This is a genomic window from Paenibacillus sp. ATY16 (assembly GCF_003399985.2).
Classification (GTDB): Bacteria; Bacillota; Bacilli; order Paenibacillales; family Paenibacillaceae; genus Pristimantibacillus; species Pristimantibacillus glycanilyticus.
The window spans coordinates 37,041-53,851 of record NZ_NMOK02000004.1 but is presented as its reverse complement, the minus strand read 5'-3'; the positions used below and the strand labels follow the sequence as shown (position 1 = coordinate 53,851).

Below are 16,811 nucleotides of genomic sequence, written 5' to 3'. Positions count from 1 at the left end.
GAGATTTGCCAGAAACCTTCCAGAGGATGGCTCGAGGGTTAGACTTTAGTCGGGGAATGGCGCAACGCACAAAAAAAGCCGTGCCAACCGTTTCCCGTCAGCACAGCTTCCTTACGCTTTATTCATCCTTCGTTTTCTCCGCCAGCTTGAACGATGCCGTCTTCAGCTTGCCGTCACGGTAGAAGGTCACTTTGATCTCATCGCCGATATGCTTCGTCTGGTACAAGTATTGGCGCAGCTCCAAGGTGCTGCTAATGCTTTTCTCGTCCAGCTTCACGATCACATCGTTCAGCTTCATGCCCGCGTCCTTCGCCGGTCCTACGGCTTCAAGCACGATAACCCCATTGAACACTTCATCTGGGAGATTCAGCTCGGGCAGATCGGATTCCTCGCTTCCCGAAGCTGCGCCGGCCCCCTGGTCAGTCTTTCCGTCGCTGCCAGCCGCCTGCTCTTCCTGCTGCTTTTGCGCGAAATACTGCTCCAGGTCTACCGTATAGACGCCAAGATAAGGGCGAGATACATAACCCTTCTCCATTAAGCTGTCGATAATAGGCATCGCGTTATCGATCGGAATCGCAAAGCCTAATCCCTCAACGCCTACCTCGGCAATCTTCATGCTGTTAATGCCAACAACCTTGCCGTCCATATCAATCAGGGGACCGCCGCTGTTGCCTTCGTTAATTGAGACGTTTACCTGAATGACTTCCTGCTGCCAGTCGTACACCCCATCCTCGTTCAAGGATACCGGCACGACCCGGTGCGTCTTGCTCACAATCCCCATCGACAGCGAATCGCCAAGTCCAAGCGGATTGCCAATCGCAAGAACGAATTCGGCTGGCTGCAGCTTCGACGATTTGCCGATCTCCGCTGCCGTCTTTATGTCCTTGCCGTCCATCTCGAGCACCGCCAGATCCGTAATCTGGTCGCTGCCAACGATCTTCGCTTCGCGCTTCTCGCCGCTCACGAGCATAACCTTCACCGACTCGGCGCCTGCAATAACATGATGATTCGTAATAATGTAGGCCTTGCCGTCCTTCAGCTTGAAGATAACGCCGGAGCCAACGCCTACCTCCTGCTTCGAACCCTGAATCTGTCCTTCCTCTCCGCTGCCTGCTTGTTCCTGGGTGCCGTCACCGGGAGCAAGCCCATAAGGAACCGTCTGTTCATTAATAACGCTGACTACCGCCGGCCGGACCTTAGCCGAAGCTTGAATCGTTCGTTGCTCCAGCGAGGCGCTTCCGGATGCCGATACGCTTGCCGCATGCGAGCCCGGACCGATGCCCCCGCCGCCAAAGACAAGCACAAACAACAATACCGCTGCCACCGCACTGGTGAAAGAAGCAACAAATGCGATTCGGACATTCGACCAGTTGCGCATTCCCTTTTTATTGGCGAAGGCAAATTCATCCTTCGAAGAAGTGGAACGAGCACGTCTTGATACTTTGGTCGAGTAGAAATCGTCATCAAATATTCCCATCGTTACCGCTCCTTTCGATGCTTATGCTTGCCTTTGAAAATGTACAAAAACTATTTTTACAATCTAAGAATGTTTTCGGAAGATTAGACTACAATAATAATAGATTCACTTGCGCACTCCTCCATCATAACGAAAAAGGAGCGAACCGTATCTATGAAAACAAAACCATTCTCCCCCTGGGAGCAAGTAGAGATTGCAGCTAAATTGGCCGATCTGAAGGATGATCATTACCGCACCGTCCTTACCCTAAGCGCTATGCTTGAGCTGCTTGTGGACAAGGGTCTGATCACCCGCGAAGAGTTGACCGCTAAAGCGGACAGCCTGGACAACCAGCTGGAGTCCTTTATTTCCGCCTCACTTCATCCCATGCCGTAGGCCGGTCATGATACGTCGGGCGCAGCGGATTCTCGTTCTGCTTGAAGAAGATTCCGTTATCCTCCATAACGTTCCGAACCGTCAGCATAGCCAGATCCATCAGATTATGGTCCAGACTGAGATGGGCCAGATACACCCGCTTCGTCCGGTCCGTCAGCAGTTCGCATAATGCCTCTCCGGCGGCAACATTCGATAAGTGCCCGACATCGCTTAGAATGCGGCGCTTAATGTTCCACGGGTAACGGCCCATGCGAAGCATCTCCGTATCGTGATTGGATTCAAGCACAAGCACGTCCGAATCGATAATCGCCTGCTTCACCTTGTCGCTCATATAACCAAGGTCGGTCGCAAGACTCAGCTTTTCCCCGTTATCGACAAACGTATAGCCGACCGGCTCCGCCGCGTCATGCGAGATCGGGTAGGAACAGACCTCCATCGTGCCGAACCTGAGCGACTCGCCCGTCTCCATAATGACCCGCTTCTCCGGCTCAATGGTGCCGACATGACGCTCCATTCCGCCCCAGGTTCCTTCATTCGCAAAGATCGGCAGCTCGTATTTGCGGGCGAATGCGCCCAGTCCTTTAATATGGTCGGAATGCTCATGCGTAACGAACAACGCGGACAGCTGATGGCCGGACACGCCTTGCTCGCGCATAAGCTCCTCTATTTTTTTCATGCTGAGGCCGGCATCCACCAGCACCATTTTATCCCCGTTGCTTACTATCGTCGCATTGCCCGTAGATCCGCTTCCCAGTACTGTAAACGTAAGTCCCATCGCTTTACTTCTATCCTTTCCCCTGCTCCCATGAACACTAAAACCATTCTATCCATCCGCCGCAACGCATCGCCCATCAAGCTACCGGACGCGGTCCAGCGGTACTTCTTCCTTCACCTGCGCAACTTCCCCGTTAATCGCATGAATGTAATACTCGTTCCCGTCCTCCAGCAGCACCCGGTAATAAGGCGCCGCCACCTGCGTCTCCGTATCAAACATCTGACCATGGTAGCCAAGCTGGATGTCGGTAATAACCGCGCCGTCCGGCAGGTTCCGCTCTATAAAAGGCGCCATGGCCTTCGAAGCCGGCAATACCGTCTGTTCCTTGGCTTCGCCCGGGCCCGTCAGATCTACCCGCACTTGGCGAAAGCCGGTTATTTTCTGATTGCTGTAGTAGAGCTCCAGCTTTACGTCAAACATGGGACGGTTATCCGCCATCCGGTACAGCACGTAGACGCCGTCCCTTGTCATTGCCGGATCGAACTTATACTTGTCCAGGTCGACAATCTGGCTGCCCAGCGTCTTGACGAGATCCTTCTCGGAAAAAATAATCCGGCTGTCGACCGGCGTCGCAAGCTTTGTCTCCGGCAGACCCTCTAGGTTGCCGCTGCGCAGCATATACGTTAAATCCCGCAGCTTCGGGGTTTCGACCGGCAGATTGGCGGTCAGCTCAATCCCCTTCTGTTTCATGAAGGCGTAGGTCTCGCTCGGAAGCTCTGCTGTATTCTTGTTGGCGTTCAGCTGCTCGCCGACGTTCGACCATACCTGATAGCCGAGCAAAATATTGAGCAGCAGAAACGAAATAATAAGCACGCTTTTGGCCCTGCCCCAATCCACCTGATCTTCCGCCTCCGTTCGTTACGGCTTATTGCTTGCTTTCTTTACCCGGCTCGATTGAATTTTGCAGCGGATCGGAGCCTCCGAACAGGCTGTTGCCGTCCCTCTCTGCGGTCTCATGTCCCGAAGCTTCCTTTCCGCCTTTATCCTTGCCGGTTCCTTCATCCGAATCATGGGTGGAGCTCGGGCTGTCCTTTATTTCCTGAGGAACAAAGCCTGCCGGATACGCCTCGGTGAGTGCCTCCTGCGCACCGTCTTCGAGCTGGACCGCCCATATCGGAATAAACTTTAATTCATTGTTTTCAAGCGGTTCGGCTTTAAGAGCCGGGAACAGCCGGACAACCTCCGAACGGCGGTCATAATGGTCCAGCGCGCTGCGCAGCTGGGCGCCGCCCGGCAGCCATCTGGCTTCCCGCGTCTTCGAACGGCTGGCAAGCGTAATGAGAGAACGGCTGTACTCCGTTACGACTCCCTGCTGCAGCGTAAGCCGCATGCTGCCGTACTCGAAGTCTTTGGTCTCGATCACCGGGTAGTTATCGACATACTGCTGGAACTCCGCGTATTTACCCGTCTTGCCTTCAAGATTCAATCCCGGGTTAACGAAACGGTTTAAGCCGTCCCATCCTCCATGCTGGTTAATGAATTCAATGGAAGCAAAAACATTCTCGCTAAGCGGATTTTCCTCGCTCTGAGAGGCGGCAGGGTTGGTATAAATCATCCACACGCCCTTCTGCTCGATCTGCAGACCACGCTTGCCGTCCGTATAAATCTGCGAGCCGCTGCGGTCATAAAGCGCCTTTGTTGTTGCCGGATCAAGAAGATTTTGCTGCATGAGCTCGGAAGAGTAGGCCTCATAAGAAAAGACCATCTCTACCGATTGAATCGGCTGCTTCGGCAAATAGATGCCATCCGACGTCATCTGGTACTTCGGCTGATACTCGCCGAAGCCGACATAGTCCTGCACGTCGCGGACGGTAAGGTCAGCCTGGGTAGACTCGTATACCTTTTGCCCGTCGGCGCTGAAGAAGAATGTCCGGACTTCCTCGGAATCGGTCGCCTTGAAGATCCAGATTCGGTCGATCGTCTCGCCAAGGAACAGCAAATCTCCCTGCACCTTAAGCAGCTTCTTCAAGAGCTCTACCGGAATGCCGTTCTGGAAGCGCAGCTCAACGCCGATATCGTTCTTCCTTACTTCATCCCAATTAAGCACGTTGGCCGGATTGCGCTGGAAGCCCTTGAACTCGCGGCCCTGAATCCGGTCTTTCAGAATCATATTGTAGAACGTAGACCCCGGGTACAGCACGGTATGCTCATTACCGCCGAAGTGGAGGACAATCTCCTCCGGAAAAATGACGTTTTCCGCGTTTGATTTTTTGCCAAGCGGATCGGCATTGATGTAATCCTGTCCCGTCTTCACCGTTGCGCCAAGACCCGGCATGCTGTACGCGAGGAAGTACGATTGAATCAAGCTGAGGGCGACAAGCATAACGAGCAGGAGCGTCTTCGCTTTCTCCATCATGCCGTCTCACCTTCCTCTTGCAGCGCCGGCAGCGTAAAAGTAACCGTCGTGCCGTCGTTCAGCTCGGACTTCAGTGAAATCGTGCCGCCATGCGCTTTAACGATTTCCCGGGCAATGGATAAACCAAGCCCGGTGCCGCCCATGTTGCGCGAGCGGGCCTTGTCCACCCGGTAAAAACGGTCGAAAATACGGGATAAATCCTTCTTCGGAATACCGATGCCCGTATCCTTTACGCTAATCGCAATCGTAGCGGCGTCCTGCTTATGGGCGCTGAGTTCAATTGCTCCGCCCTCAAGCGTATATTTGATGGCGTTCGATATTAAATTATCGAGAACCTGGTCAATCTGGTCGCGGTCAAGCCATGCCGATTTGAGATCGCGGTCTACGATAATCGTTGCCAGAATCGACTTCTGGCGAAGCTGGAAGGAAAAACGGTCCGTCACTTCGTCCAGCATCTCGTGAATGTTGGTCTTCCGCCGCCGCAGCGGCGCCTGATTGGAATCAAGGCGCGACAAATGGAGAAGGTCCGTAACCAGGCGGATCATCCGCTCCGTCTCGTTGCGGATAACGCCAACGAACCGCTCGGACAGCTCGCGCTCATCCAGCGCCCCGTCATTCAGCGCCTCCGCGTAGCTCTTGATCGTGGTGAGCGGCGTGCGCAGCTCATGCGAGACGTTCGCGACGAATTGGCGCCGCGACTGCTCGAGCTTTTCCTGCTCCGTCACATCCTGCAGGACGGCAATCGTACCCGTAATCCCTTTGTCGCGGCGGTGAATCGGCGTAAAGGTGACGCGGAGAACCCCCTCTTCGTCATCCATCTCGGCTTCTTCTTCGCCGCGCGGCAATATGACCGTCTGCTCCCGGCCGTTCTGCAGCTCTTGGTATTTCTGCTCCGGCATGCCAAGCAGCTGTGGCAGACTGCAGCCTTCGCAGGTGCGCACGTCAAGCATCTCCTGCGAGCGGCGGTTCCAGACGATCACTTTGCCGTTCTCGTCGGCCGCGATTACGCCGTCACTCATATTCGACAGAATGGAGGCGAGCTTCTCGTTCTCCTCTTCGTTGACCGAGAGCGCCTCCTTCAGCCGAATGGTCATATCGTTAAAGGCCAAGCTTAGCCGCCCGATTTCATCGTCCCCAAGCACCGGCACCTGCAGATCAAACTTTCCGTCCGCCACGGCTGCCGCCTGACGCGTCAGTCCCTGAATCGGACTCGTGATCGTATGGGCGAGCAGGATGCCCAGAATCCCGGTAAGACCAAGCGCGATAAGCGTGCCGGAGAAAAAGATCTGGTTCACCCGGTTCACCGTATCGTACAGGCTGTCCATGGACGCCAGCATATAGACCGCGCCAACAACCTTGTCGTTATCGTTGTACGTGACTGGTAGGGCAATAATTTTTTTGCGAATGCCGTTTTCGTCGATAATCTCTTCTTCGTTATCGGAGATGCCCGTTAACGCGCGGCTTACCGCCAGAGACGTATTTTTCTTCCCAATGTACGATTCCGGCACCTGCAGGGAGGTCGCAACAACCCGCCCGCTGCCGTCGAGCACTTGCACCTCCGTTCCGCTTATGCTGAACAGATTGCGGACCACAAGGCTTAAATCCTCCGTGCTGCTCGTATCGGTCTCGCTATCGCTATTCGGCTTTTCGGACAATTCCTTTGCCGCCAGCTTCGAGAGAATATCGGCCTGCTCCTTCAGATTCGTCGTGAAGTTGTCGGTCAATGACGCCTTGACCGTACTGATAAAGTACACGCCAATGAGCTGCATCGCGACAAGGATGAGCAGGAGATAAATAATGACCAGCTTAACTTGAATGGTGCGAAAAAACCTCCGCCCGCTCATGCGTAGCCGAGCCCTCCCGACTTCGGATTGCGCATCATGTAACCAAGGCCGCGGCGGGTCATAATATATTCCGGACGGCTTGGATCATCTTCAATCTTCTCGCGAAGACGGCGGATCGTGACATCCACGGTACGCACATCGCCGAAATACTCAAAGCCCCAGACCGCCTGCAGCAAATGCTCGCGCGTCATTACTTTGCCGCTGTTGCGCGCCATGTAATAGACTAGCTCATATTCGCGGTGGGTCAGATCAAGCGGCTCGCCGTCCTTATAGACGACATACATATCGGTATCAATAAACAGGTTGAACAGCTTAAGACCCTGCTTCTCGTCCGCTGCACCTTGACCGTTATCGCCGGCGTTTGCGTTGTCGGTCGAAGAAGCCGCGGCTTCCGAGGTTTTCTGCTGCCTGCGCAAATGGGCTTTGACACGGGCCAGCAGCTCCCGCGTGCTGAACGGCTTCGTTACGTAATCATCGGCGCCAAGCTCAAGGCCCAGCACCTTATCTATTTCCGTATCCTTTGCTGTCAGCATGATGATTGGCATATGCAGACGCGTGCGCACCTCGCGGCATACGTCCATGCCATCCTTCACCGGCAGCATCAAATCAAGTAGAATCAGGTCCGGCTGCTCTTCGAACGCGAGGCGTACCGCCTCTCCGCCGTCAAACGCGCAAATGACCTGATGCCCTTCTTTCTCCAAGTTGAATTTCAATATATCTGCAATGGGCTGTTCGTCGTCGACCACTAAAATTTTCCCGTGCATCGTTACACCCGCCTGTCGCTCGTCCTATTTTTACTCTTTTATTTTAACATAGTGCGTCGTCAAGTTCCCAATTAAAGTTCGTTCAGCCCTTTTCCAATAAAACTCATAATTAGTGCTCAGAGACGTGTTTCGTTCCGACAGCTTCAGGGTAAAAAAAGGTAAAAAGAAGACTGCCCTCATAAGGACAGCCTTCTTGGAAAGAAAATAGATTATAAGTACTTTAACGGATTTTGCAGTACGCCGTTTTTCGTAATTTCGAAATGCAGATGCACGCCGGTCGATTCGCCGGTACTGCCCATAATGCCGAGACTGTCGCCTTTTTCGACAATCTGGCCTTTCTTCACGCCGATAGACTTCAGATGTCCGTATAGCGTTTTGTAGCCATTCTTATGGTTGACGATAATGCAATTGCCGTAGCCCGTCTTCTGGCCAACAAACTCGATAACACCGTTATCGGCCGCCATAATGGTTTTACCGCCTGTCATGTCGATGCCTTTGTGCATCCGTCCCCAACGCATGCCGAACTTGCTCGACAGCGACCAGCCGGATACCGGCGATGCGAAATGGCCTGTCCCTTCGCCAAGAATAACCTTTGTTCCCCGGATGATGACCTCGGCTACCGGCTTCACGACAACCTGACTATCCACGAGCTCTTCCGTAACTACCTTACCGTTCTGCTTCACAACCCGGTATGTAAGAGTTTTCTTGCCGCTCTTGCCTTCTGTCAGCACCTTCGATTCCCCAAGCTTCATGGAATCGCTCTTGCGGATCTCGACAGGAGCATCGTAAGTAATCGTTTCGGACTGGCGTTCTTCCGTCTTCACCGTCAGCTCCGGCTGAAGCACGGTCAAATCCAGAACGTCGCCCTCTTTGATCATATCCTGCTCAATCCAGCCGTTGTTATCGTAAATGACCTGTTCGGAAATCTTGAACTTATCGGCAATGCATCCGATGCAATCGCCCTTCTGTACCGTATACTTCGTTGGTTTGACGCTGCCCTTCACAAGCTTCAGGTACAGCTCGTTAGCGTCCATGATCTTGTTAGGATCAACTTCCACTTCGTCTGTCTTAACCTCTTCAACGAATTTTACGCCCGTAAGCTTGTTGCCGCTGGACGAAGCCGTCTTTTTCTTCTCAGCCTCCGTCTTGGAATAAGACAAAGTCTTCACTTCGTTCTGCTTCTTCGCTGCCGCAAGCTGCGGGGCGTATTTGCTTTGTACCCGGTTCAAAATGGCATCGGCCGTTTCCTGATCCTTCACCACGCCGGCTACCTTGCCGTCGATAACCAGTTCCACGCCTTCCGCATGCGAGGTCAGCAGACCTTTCAGCTTGCTTAACGTTTCTTCGGTCTCAGGGTCCGCTTTAAAGCCGCTTTCCCCGCTGTACGTAATCTCCCCGGTGTCGAGCACCATGCTGAGCTCCGGATTCGCTTTCTTTACTTCTTCGGTCTGCTGCTGAATTAACTGTTCAACCTCTGCGGGATCGCTGATGGAGCCCACGATATTGCCGTCTTTATATACGTTGTAATAATCGACTGTGTTCGCTTGTACGTATCCGGTACCACCGATACCGGCTGCTGCTAGGACTACCAGCACTCCTGCTGTAAGCATGACAGGTTTTCTCTTCCACATTGGAGTATGTGGTCTCTCTCCTGCCGAAGGAGGCTGCTTCTTGCCTTTCGAGTCTTGCAGATCACTAGGCCGAAAGTACTGGTTTACAAGATTCCAAGTCTTCCGGAAACGATCCTTGGGGCTGAAAACGGTCATGATGGTCTCCTTTTCGCACTTTTCCTGCAATAAAATACGGAATCCGACATAAAAAAAGACGAATGTCCTGTCGGATCACTCGCCTAATACTTTAACATATGGTTAATAAACGCGGCAACCATTCTTGTCAAGAGTCGAAATTAATATTTTTTCAGAATTGCCATCATTTGTTCATACTGGTCTCGGTCCAGATACTGTGCCATCAGCTGCTGAATCTGCGTAAGCTCCTCATCCGTAAGCCCGTTTTCCATGTAGCCGGAGATCGTCTGCATCGCTTCCTGCGGCAGCTTGCTCATGAGCAAACCGAATAATTGATCCTTATCGGCTTCGCTCATCTGGCCCTTCATATTGTTCATGTCCTCGGTTGTAATCGCCGTTTCCGTTCCGTCGATCGACGGTGCTTCATCATCGTCCGTCTGGCTGCTGTCCTCCGTCTGACCCGTGCTTGTACCCGCTTCCTCCGATTGACCGGCTGTACCGCTCTCCGCCTTCGAGCCTCCGCCAATGCCGATATCCGTAAGCGGCGCTGTGGATGGCTGGTCGGCAAACGCATCTACCGCAACCTTATCCCCGTGTGCGCCATCCGTGCCTGTCTTCTCGGTATCCTCCGTCTGGACTGGCTCCTCGGCGCCCCACAGCTTGCCCCATACCCCGGACAAAGCCATCGGCTGTACCTCCAACGGCAGATTATACTGCTTCAGCAGCGTCTGCACATAACTATTAACGATATAGCCGGTTGTCCATATGGAGAGAAAGCTGACAATGAGACCTGCCGCTACGATTTTCGCGATCCATACGGCTGCTTTTACCCACATTACGCTCATCCCTTTCCTTCTGCTATCTATCATTATGGTCAAAGAATAGGGGGAGCAAACTATGAAAACGACAAAAAAGGATAGTCCCGGCCATTCCGCCTTGGACTATCCTTTCTTATATACGTTCTATTCGTAGATTGGACGAACGATGTTCGTTTGTTCGCGGTTGCGTCCAACCGAGAAGATCGCAATCGGGATACCTGTCAGCTCGGATACGCGGTTCAGGTAGTTAAGCGTGTTAACCGGAAGATCTTCCAGTGTTTTCGCACCCGTAATATCTTCGCTCCAGCCCGGCATCTCTTCGTATACCGCTTCGCATTCCGCCAGCATCTTGAGGCTAGCCGGATAGTGCTCGATAACTTCACCGCGGTATTTATAAGCCGTACAGATCTTCACGGTTTCAAGGCCGCTCAGTACGTCCAGCGAGTTAAGGGACAAACCTGTAATACCACTGACGCGGCGTGCATGGCGGACAACAACGCTGTCGAACCAGCCAACGCGGCGCGGACGGCCGGTAACCGTGCCGTACTCATGGCCTTTGTCGCGGATCAGATCGCCGATTTCGTTAATTTGTTCCGTCGGGAACGGGCCATCGCCAACGCGCGTTGTGTAAGCTTTCGCTACGCCGATAACCTGTTGGATCTTCGAAGGACCTACGCCGGAGCCGATGCATACGCCGCCGGCCGACGGGTTGGAAGAAGTAACGAATGGATAAGTACCTTGGTCGATATCAAGCATAACGCCTTGAGCGCCTTCGAACAGTACTTTACGGTTTGCGTCGATCGCGTCGTTCAGAACAACCGAAGTATCCGTTACGTATGGACGAAGCGTCTCCGCATAGCCTAAGTATTCCGCGATAATGGCTTCGGCATCAAGCGGCTCTCCGCCGTATACTTGCTGAATGACTTGGTTTTTCTCCGCTACGAGGCGGCGTGTTTTTTCCGTGAACTCTTCTGCATCCAAAAGGTCCGCGATACGGATCCCGTTACGCGCTGCTTTGTCCATGTAGCATGGGCCGATGCCTTTGCGCGTCGTACCGATTTTGTTATCGCCCTTGCGGTCCTCTTCGAGGCCGTCCAGCACGAGATGGTAAGGCATAATGACATGGGCGCGGTCGCTGATTTTCAGATTGTCGCTCGAGAAGCCATTGTCATGAATATAGTTAATTTCGTCGATCAGCGCTTGCGGGTTGATAACCATCCCGTTGCCAATGACGCAAATTTTATTTTGATTGAAAATACCCGATGGAATCATCGTCAATTTATACTTTTTGTTGTCAATGAGAATAGTGTGTCCGGCATTGTTACCACCTTGATAGCGAGCGACGACGTCGGCTCCGTCCGCCAAGTAATCGGTAATTTTGCCTTTCCCTTCGTCTCCCCACTGCGTACCGACAACAACAACCGTAGACATAAACATACCCCCGTCCGGTGATTTTGCACACCGAAAATTACCGTCTTAGCATTAACCGGATCGGTGCTTCTTACTCAAAAATGGTCCGACCGCGTAAAAGACAGCAATAACAGTGTAGCAGTCCCGTATAGAGAAGTCAAACAAAAAACGAACAATTGTACAGTCGCCCATACAATTGTTCGGATATTATACATAACCTTATGATGCCTGCGACGGGTCCTCGTGAGTCCTGTCTAAGCTTACGAATTTATTGAATTGCTTAAGGAAGACCAGCTCGACCGTACCTACCGGGCCGTTACGCTGTTTGGCAAGAATGATCTCGATGATGTTCTTCTTCTCGGATTCCTTGTCGTAGTAATCGTCGCGGTACAAGAACCCTACGATGTCGGCGTCCTGCTCGATCGAACCCGATTCCCGAAGGTCGGACATCATCGGACGCTTGTCCTGACGCTGCTCGACGCCGCGGCTAAGCTGCGACAAGGCGATAACCGGCACTTCCAGCTCACGGGCGATCTGTTTCAGAGTACGCGAAATCTCGGATACTTCCTGCTGACGGTTCTCGCCCGCTTTACCGCGGCCTTGAATAAGCTGCAAGTAATCGATAAGAATCATGCCAAGACCTTTTTCCTTCTTCAGGCGACGGCATTTCGCGCGGATATCGGCAACCGTAATGCCTGGCGTATCATCTATAAATACATTCGCTTCCGACAAGGCGCCAATCGCCATCGTCAGCTTCTCCCAATCGTCGCCCTCTAGCTGACCGGTACGCATCCGCGTCGCGTCTACGTTCGACTCGGCGCAGACCATACGCTGAACGAGCTGCGCCGCGGACATCTCGAGCGAGAAGATCGCGACGGTCTCGCGGGCGCGGACGCCAACGTTCTGGGCAATGTTCAGCGCGAACGCCGTTTTGCCTACGGAAGGACGGGCCGCGATAATGATCAAGTCACTGCGCTGGAAGCCGGCCGTCATTTTATCCAAGTCGACGAATCCGGAAGGGATACCGGTTGTTCCGGCACCCTTCTGATTGTAGAGCGTCTCGACCTTCTCGAATACTTCCATCAGAACGTCGCGGATGGAGATAAAGCCGCTGCTTGAACGGCGGTTCGAGATCTCCAGAATCTTACGCTCCGCATCGCTTAGAAGAATACCGACTTCATCCGTGCTTGCGTAACCGTCCGACACGATATTGGTGGCTGTCCGAATTAACCGGCGAAGCATCGATTTCTCTTCCACGATCTGCGCGTAGTAATCGACGTTGGCCGCCGTTGGCACGGCGCTTGCCAGCTTGGCCAAATACGAGACGCCGCCAATCTCTTCGATCAGCTGCCTGTCCTGCAGATAAGCGGTCAGCGTGATCAGATCGACCGGCTGTCCGCTCTCCCCAAGCTCAACCATCGCTTCGTATATATGTTGATGGGGAACGCTATAAAAGTCTTCGCTGCGCAGCCGCTCCATCGCGGTAATCAGCGCCTCCGACTGAAGCAGGATCGCGCCGATTACGGCTTGCTCCGCCTCCAGGTTTTGCGGCGGCACCCGATCAAACATCAGCTCCGTACTACTCATGCTCATGCTTTAGGCTCCCTTCCAATGAATGCTGAATGGCTTCCGATTCCGTTCATGCTACAACGAACAGTGTAGCAGTTGCAGGCCGCCGAAAGCTATGGAAAGTTCCAGCATCGGCCTGTCCGATTGGACAACAATGGCGATGCTCTCACATCGCCATTGCCGTCTTGCTTCTATTACGCTTAATAAGGGCTCTTATTCTTCGGTAACTTGAACGTTAAGCTTCGATTTAACGTCCACATGCAGCTTCACCGGTACTTGGGTAACGCCGAGGGTGCGGATCGCGTCTTCCAGCTCGATTTTGCGTTTGTCGATTTTAACGCCCGCCTGAGCAGCCAGTGCCTCGGCAATTTGCTTACTTGTGATGGCACCGAACAACCGGCCGCCTTCGCCCGCTTTGGCCTTGATAACAACCTTCAGCTCTTCCAGCTTCTTGCCGAGCTCAACCGCATCCGCTTTTTCCTTCGCTTTGCGTTTCTCTTCCGAAGCATTCTGCACTTCCAGCGTCTTCAGGTTGCCGTCGGACGCCAGTTTCGCCAGTCCTTGCGGCAGCAGGAAGTTGCGTACGTAGCCTTCGGACAGCTCTTTCACATCGCCTTTTTTACCTTGACCTTTAACGTCTTTCAAGAAAATTACTTTCATTCGAATAACCCCTCTTCCGCTTCAATTTGTGCGAGTACGGTCTTGAGCTTGGCCGCCACTTCCTGCACGGTGCCCTCTAGTTGAGCCGCCGCGTTCGTCAGGTGGCCGCCGCCGCCCATCCGTTCCATCACGACTTGTACATTCATATGCCCGAGCGAGCGGGCACTTATGCCGATAAGTCCATCCGGCCTTTCCCCAATAACAAACGAGGCATAGATATCCGTCATGTTAAGCAGCGTATCCGCCGATTGCGCAATGAGCAGCTGAGCCACCTTTCGGCCCGGCTCCGTTACCGCAATCGCCACATGATCGTAGTACACTTCGGCATGCTTGATAATCTCGGCCTTGCGTACATACTCCTCAAGATCCTCCTTCAGCATCCGCTGAATCATCGTTGAGTCCGCACCGTTGCGGCGCAGGAACGATGCAGCGTCAAACGTGCGGGCGCCCGTCCGGAGCGAGAAGTTCTTCGTATCGACCGTAATGCCTGCCAGAAGCGCCGTTGCCTCGCGTACATCCAGCAGTACCCGGTCGTGAATATACTGCAGCAGCTCGGTGACTAGCTCGCAGGTTGAGGAGGCGTAAGGCTCCATATAGACCAGAATCGCGTTCGAGATAAATTCCTCGCCGCGGCGGTGGTGGTCAACCACTACGATTTTATTCGTCTGCGCCAGGATGCGCGGCTCTTTCACCATCGACGCTTTATGCGTGTCAACCACAACGGCCAGCGTTCGGCTGTCCGTTATGCCTAACGCCTGCTCCGGCGTAATGAACCACTTCGTGAACTTCTCGTCCTCGCGCAGCATTTCCATCATCTTCTGAATGGCCGGGTTGATACCCTCAAGCACGATATAGGCTTCCTTGCCAAACATCAGAGCCGCTTTCAAAATACCGATAGCCGCGCCTATCGCATCCATATCCGGCATTTTATGACCCATGATGACGACGTTGCCGCTCTCCTTGATCAAATCGCGAAGCGCGTGCGCAACGACGCGGGCGCGGACCCGCGTACGCTTCTCCACCGCATTGGTCTTGCCGCCGTAGAACGACTGGCGCCCGCCAACCTTCACCGACGCCTGGTCGCCGCCGCGTCCAAGCGCAATGTCCAGACTGGACTGCGCCCATTGGCCAAGCTCGACAATGCTTTCCGCTCCGGCCGCGAAGCCGATACTGAGCGTAATCGGGATTTTCTGATCGGCGGTCATCTCCCGCACTTCATCCAGAATGACAAACCGCGACTGCTCCAGCTGTCTCAGCGTCTTCTGATCGGTAATCAGAAGGAACTTGTCGGAGGTTACCCGCTTCAAGTACAGCTGATACCGCTGCGCCCATTCGGTAATTTCGGTCGTCACCTTCGACTGGAGCGAGCTGCGCTGATGGTCGTCCATCCCTTGCGTTACTTCCTCCAGGCTGTCGATCATAACGACGCCCATTGCGAGCTTCTCTTCATCGTATCGCTTGCTGAGCTGCCAGAGAAGCGTAATGTCCTGTACGTACAAAATCCGCTCCTTTTGCTTGAAGAGCAGCTGGTAGACATGCCCGTCAACCGTCGCTTCAACGGTACCTTCCTTGTCCTTAACCTGCTGCAGAGCCGGGAACAACTCCGTGAGCGGCATCCCGATCACCGATTCCTCGCCCGCAATTTGCGCAATGTATGGATTATGCCATTCTACCGTACGGTCTTCGTTATACAAAATAACGCCAAACGGAAGCTCGCCGATGACGTCATTGCCGACCTTTTTCACCCGGTAGGATAACGTCCCGAGATAAGACTTCAAATCCTTGCGGAAAGCCCGCTCCGCAAGAACCGTATAAACAGCCGCGGCTATAGTGAGAAGAAGCGCGATAAGCCCAAGCACCCACCAAAACCAGGTGAGCACGACGGTCATAAGAACCATTAATGCGATAGACCAGACCTGATGCATGCCATGCCATCGCGTGACAAGAAACTTCGGCATTTCCTATTCGCTCCTATTGCTTATGATGATTTCGAAAACGACTTACGGATCGGAAAAGCGGCATCAAGTACGCCAATCAAGCTTAGCGGCGGGAAGATAAGAAGCGGAATTGCGATAATAACCGGGACCGCCTTATTCCATCTCCGCTGATGCGCGATGTAGAAGAAGAATCCGATCGCTTGAATCGTGAACGCATACCGCATAAGCGGCACCACATTCATAAGCGCTACGGAATAGAAGGAACTGCTGGTGCTGTCCGCAAACATCTGCAGGATATAGACGACCAGGTAGTAAAAGACCATAATGCGCGGAAGCATCCAGTCTTTTGCCTTAGGCATGGTAGGAATATCCTCGATGGATGATGCCAGCGCCTTGCGTGCGAAATATTGCGTTATGACCGCATACACGAAGGAAATCAGAATGATCGCCTGCGGAATCGATTGAATCATAATCTTGATGATGGATTCCGTATAGTCGCTGTTCCACTCCTTCGGAAGCACATGCTCCGAGTCGAGGTCGGCCACCAAGCTGCGGACAAACTCACCGATCTGATCAATAAACGATTGTTTCAGAACCCCTTCGAAAATAAGCAGCTCCGCCAGCAGACAGAATAGAATCGTCAGCGTCGTCCGCCTTAATATAAACGGTGCTGACGCCTTCTTCCGGTACATCTGCCCCATCACCATAGCGGGGATCAAGAAGAATAACGCGATAATAAGAACCGACGGCCCAAGAATAACGGCCGCGATGATCCATACCGGTACAAGATGCAGTAAAAAGGACCTGGTCGACAGCGTCGTATACAAAATGACGTAAGGCACCATTAGCAGCATAATGGTCAGCATATTAAACACGGGTACTGCCAATGACAAAATTAGAAGCAGAGACGCACCGCTCCATAGAACTGCTTTCATACCGGGCTTACCTTTCAAGCCGTTCACCTCTTGCGCACATAATCAGTAAACAAACATTCAAACTCCATTATATCATAAAAGCAAAATAGATCACGCACATCCTTTAGCGCTTGCCGCCCGTCTATTGCGATCAGGCGCCGGCGGGC

The 16,811-nt window shown here is 53.2% G+C and carries 14 protein-coding genes; 1 reads left to right on the top strand and 13 read right to left on the bottom strand.

Translation table 11 applies throughout. The features are described from left to right. Window positions 1-118 precede the first annotated feature (118 nt). Entirely contained in the window at window positions 119-1,477 is a 1,359-nt protein-coding gene (locus CFI03_RS03225) for a S1C family serine protease (RefSeq protein WP_116394527.1), read from the bottom strand. A 153-nt stretch (window positions 1,478-1,630) separates the two neighbouring features. On the opposite strand from CFI03_RS03225, the gene CFI03_RS03220 reads away from it, so the two are divergent. Further along, window positions 1,631-1,852: a hypothetical protein gene (locus tag CFI03_RS03220; protein WP_116394526.1), complete on the top strand. Its 222-nt coding sequence runs from the start codon at window positions 1,631-1,633 to the stop codon at window positions 1,850-1,852. On the opposite strand, the gene CFI03_RS03215 is transcribed toward CFI03_RS03220, so the two are convergent. From CFI03_RS03215 to CFI03_RS03160, 12 genes are all read right to left on the bottom strand, one after another. Beyond that, window positions 1,821-2,627: an MBL fold metallo-hydrolase gene (locus CFI03_RS03215; RefSeq protein WP_116394525.1), complete on the bottom strand. Its 807-nt coding sequence runs from the start codon at window positions 2,625-2,627 to the stop codon at window positions 1,821-1,823. The two genes, CFI03_RS03220 and CFI03_RS03215, sit on opposite strands and share 32 nt — an antisense overlap. Window positions 2,628-2,708: 81 nt before the next feature. Continuing rightward, the gene (yycI, locus tag CFI03_RS03210; protein ID WP_116394524.1) at window positions 2,709-3,464 is read right to left on the bottom strand and encodes a two-component system regulatory protein YycI; all 756 of its coding nucleotides are present in this window, start codon (window positions 3,462-3,464) and stop codon (window positions 2,709-2,711) included. A gap of 28 nt (window positions 3,465-3,492) precedes the next feature. Next, complete coding sequence (locus CFI03_RS03205) at window positions 3,493-4,983, bottom strand: YycH family regulatory protein (RefSeq protein WP_116394523.1); 1,491 nt, start codon at window positions 4,981-4,983, stop codon at window positions 3,493-3,495. Then, on the bottom strand, window positions 4,980-6,827 hold the full coding sequence (walK, locus tag CFI03_RS03200; RefSeq protein WP_116394522.1) for a cell wall metabolism sensor histidine kinase WalK: 1,848 nt from the start codon (window positions 6,825-6,827) through the stop codon (window positions 4,980-4,982). The genes CFI03_RS03205 and walK overlap by 4 nt, the downstream gene beginning before the upstream one ends. After that, a complete protein-coding gene (gene yycF, locus CFI03_RS03195; protein ID WP_116394521.1) occupies window positions 6,824-7,591 on the bottom strand; it encodes a response regulator YycF in 768 nt (255 codons plus the stop codon). Before yycF ends, walK begins: the two co-directional genes overlap by 4 nt. 209 nt (window positions 7,592-7,800) lie before the next feature. Beyond that, window positions 7,801-9,201, bottom strand: coding sequence for a LysM peptidoglycan-binding domain-containing M23 family metallopeptidase (locus tag CFI03_RS03190; protein ID WP_248756438.1), 1,401 nt, complete (start codon window positions 9,199-9,201; stop codon window positions 7,801-7,803). Window positions 9,202-9,497: 296 nt separating this feature from the next. Beyond that, a complete protein-coding gene (locus tag CFI03_RS03185; protein ID WP_116394519.1) occupies window positions 9,498-10,181 on the bottom strand; it encodes a hypothetical protein in 684 nt (227 codons plus the stop codon). 117 nt (window positions 10,182-10,298) lie between these two features. Then, window positions 10,299-11,585, bottom strand: a complete 1,287-nt coding sequence (locus tag CFI03_RS03180; RefSeq protein WP_116394518.1) for an adenylosuccinate synthase — start codon at window positions 11,583-11,585, stop codon at window positions 10,299-10,301. Between the two features lie 198 nt (window positions 11,586-11,783). Then, window positions 11,784-13,157 (bottom strand): replicative DNA helicase, encoded by a 1,374-nt coding sequence (gene dnaB / locus CFI03_RS03175; RefSeq protein ID WP_116394517.1) that lies wholly within the window; start codon window positions 13,155-13,157, stop codon window positions 11,784-11,786. A 189-nt stretch (window positions 13,158-13,346) separates the two neighbouring features. Next, window positions 13,347-13,793, bottom strand: a complete 447-nt coding sequence (rplI, locus tag CFI03_RS03170; protein ID WP_116394516.1) for a 50S ribosomal protein L9 — start codon at window positions 13,791-13,793, stop codon at window positions 13,347-13,349. Next, window positions 13,790-15,751: a DHH family phosphoesterase gene (locus CFI03_RS03165; protein ID WP_116394515.1), complete on the bottom strand. Its 1,962-nt coding sequence runs from the start codon at window positions 15,749-15,751 to the stop codon at window positions 13,790-13,792. Before CFI03_RS03165 ends, rplI begins: the two co-directional genes overlap by 4 nt. A 20-nt stretch (window positions 15,752-15,771) precedes the next feature. Then, window positions 15,772-16,665, bottom strand: coding sequence for a DUF2232 domain-containing protein (locus tag CFI03_RS03160; protein ID WP_236013259.1), 894 nt, complete (start codon window positions 16,663-16,665; stop codon window positions 15,772-15,774). Between the last annotated feature and the right edge of the window lie 146 nt (window positions 16,666-16,811).

Excerpts from the sequence above, each read along its gene's own strand:
- CFI03_RS03225 (WP_116394527.1), bottom strand. The coding sequence starts at position 1,477 with ATGGGAATATTTGATGACGATTTCTACTCGACCAAAGTATCAAGACGT.
- CFI03_RS03220 (WP_116394526.1), top strand. The coding sequence starts at position 1,631 with ATGAAAACAAAACCATTCTCCCCCTGGGAGCAAGTAGAGATTGCAGCT.
- CFI03_RS03215 (WP_116394525.1), bottom strand. The coding sequence starts at position 2,627 with ATGGGACTTACGTTTACAGTACTGGGAAGCGGATCTACGGGCAATGCG.
- CFI03_RS03205 (WP_116394523.1), bottom strand. The coding sequence starts at position 4,983 with ATGATGGAGAAAGCGAAGACGCTCCTGCTCGTTATGCTTGTCGCCCTC.
- walK (WP_116394522.1), bottom strand. The coding sequence starts at position 6,827 with ATGAGCGGGCGGAGGTTTTTTCGCACCATTCAAGTTAAGCTGGTCATT.
- yycF (WP_116394521.1), bottom strand. The coding sequence starts at position 7,591 with ATGCACGGGAAAATTTTAGTGGTCGACGACGAACAGCCCATTGCAGAT.
- CFI03_RS03190 (WP_248756438.1), bottom strand. The coding sequence starts at position 9,201 with ATGCTTACAGCAGGAGTGCTGGTAGTCCTAGCAGCAGCCGGTATCGGT.
- CFI03_RS03185 (WP_116394519.1), bottom strand. The coding sequence starts at position 10,181 with ATGAGCGTAATGTGGGTAAAAGCAGCCGTATGGATCGCGAAAATCGTA.
- CFI03_RS03180 (WP_116394518.1), bottom strand. The coding sequence starts at position 11,585 with ATGTCTACGGTTGTTGTTGTCGGTACGCAGTGGGGAGACGAAGGGAAA.
- dnaB (WP_116394517.1), bottom strand. The coding sequence starts at position 13,157 with ATGAGCATGAGTAGTACGGAGCTGATGTTTGATCGGGTGCCGCCGCAA.
- rplI (WP_116394516.1), bottom strand. The coding sequence starts at position 13,793 with ATGAAAGTAATTTTCTTGAAAGACGTTAAAGGTCAAGGTAAAAAAGGC.
- CFI03_RS03165 (WP_116394515.1), bottom strand. The coding sequence starts at position 15,751 with ATGCCGAAGTTTCTTGTCACGCGATGGCATGGCATGCATCAGGTCTGG.
- CFI03_RS03160 (WP_236013259.1), bottom strand. The coding sequence starts at position 16,665 with ATGAAAGCAGTTCTATGGAGCGGTGCGTCTCTGCTTCTAATTTTGTCA.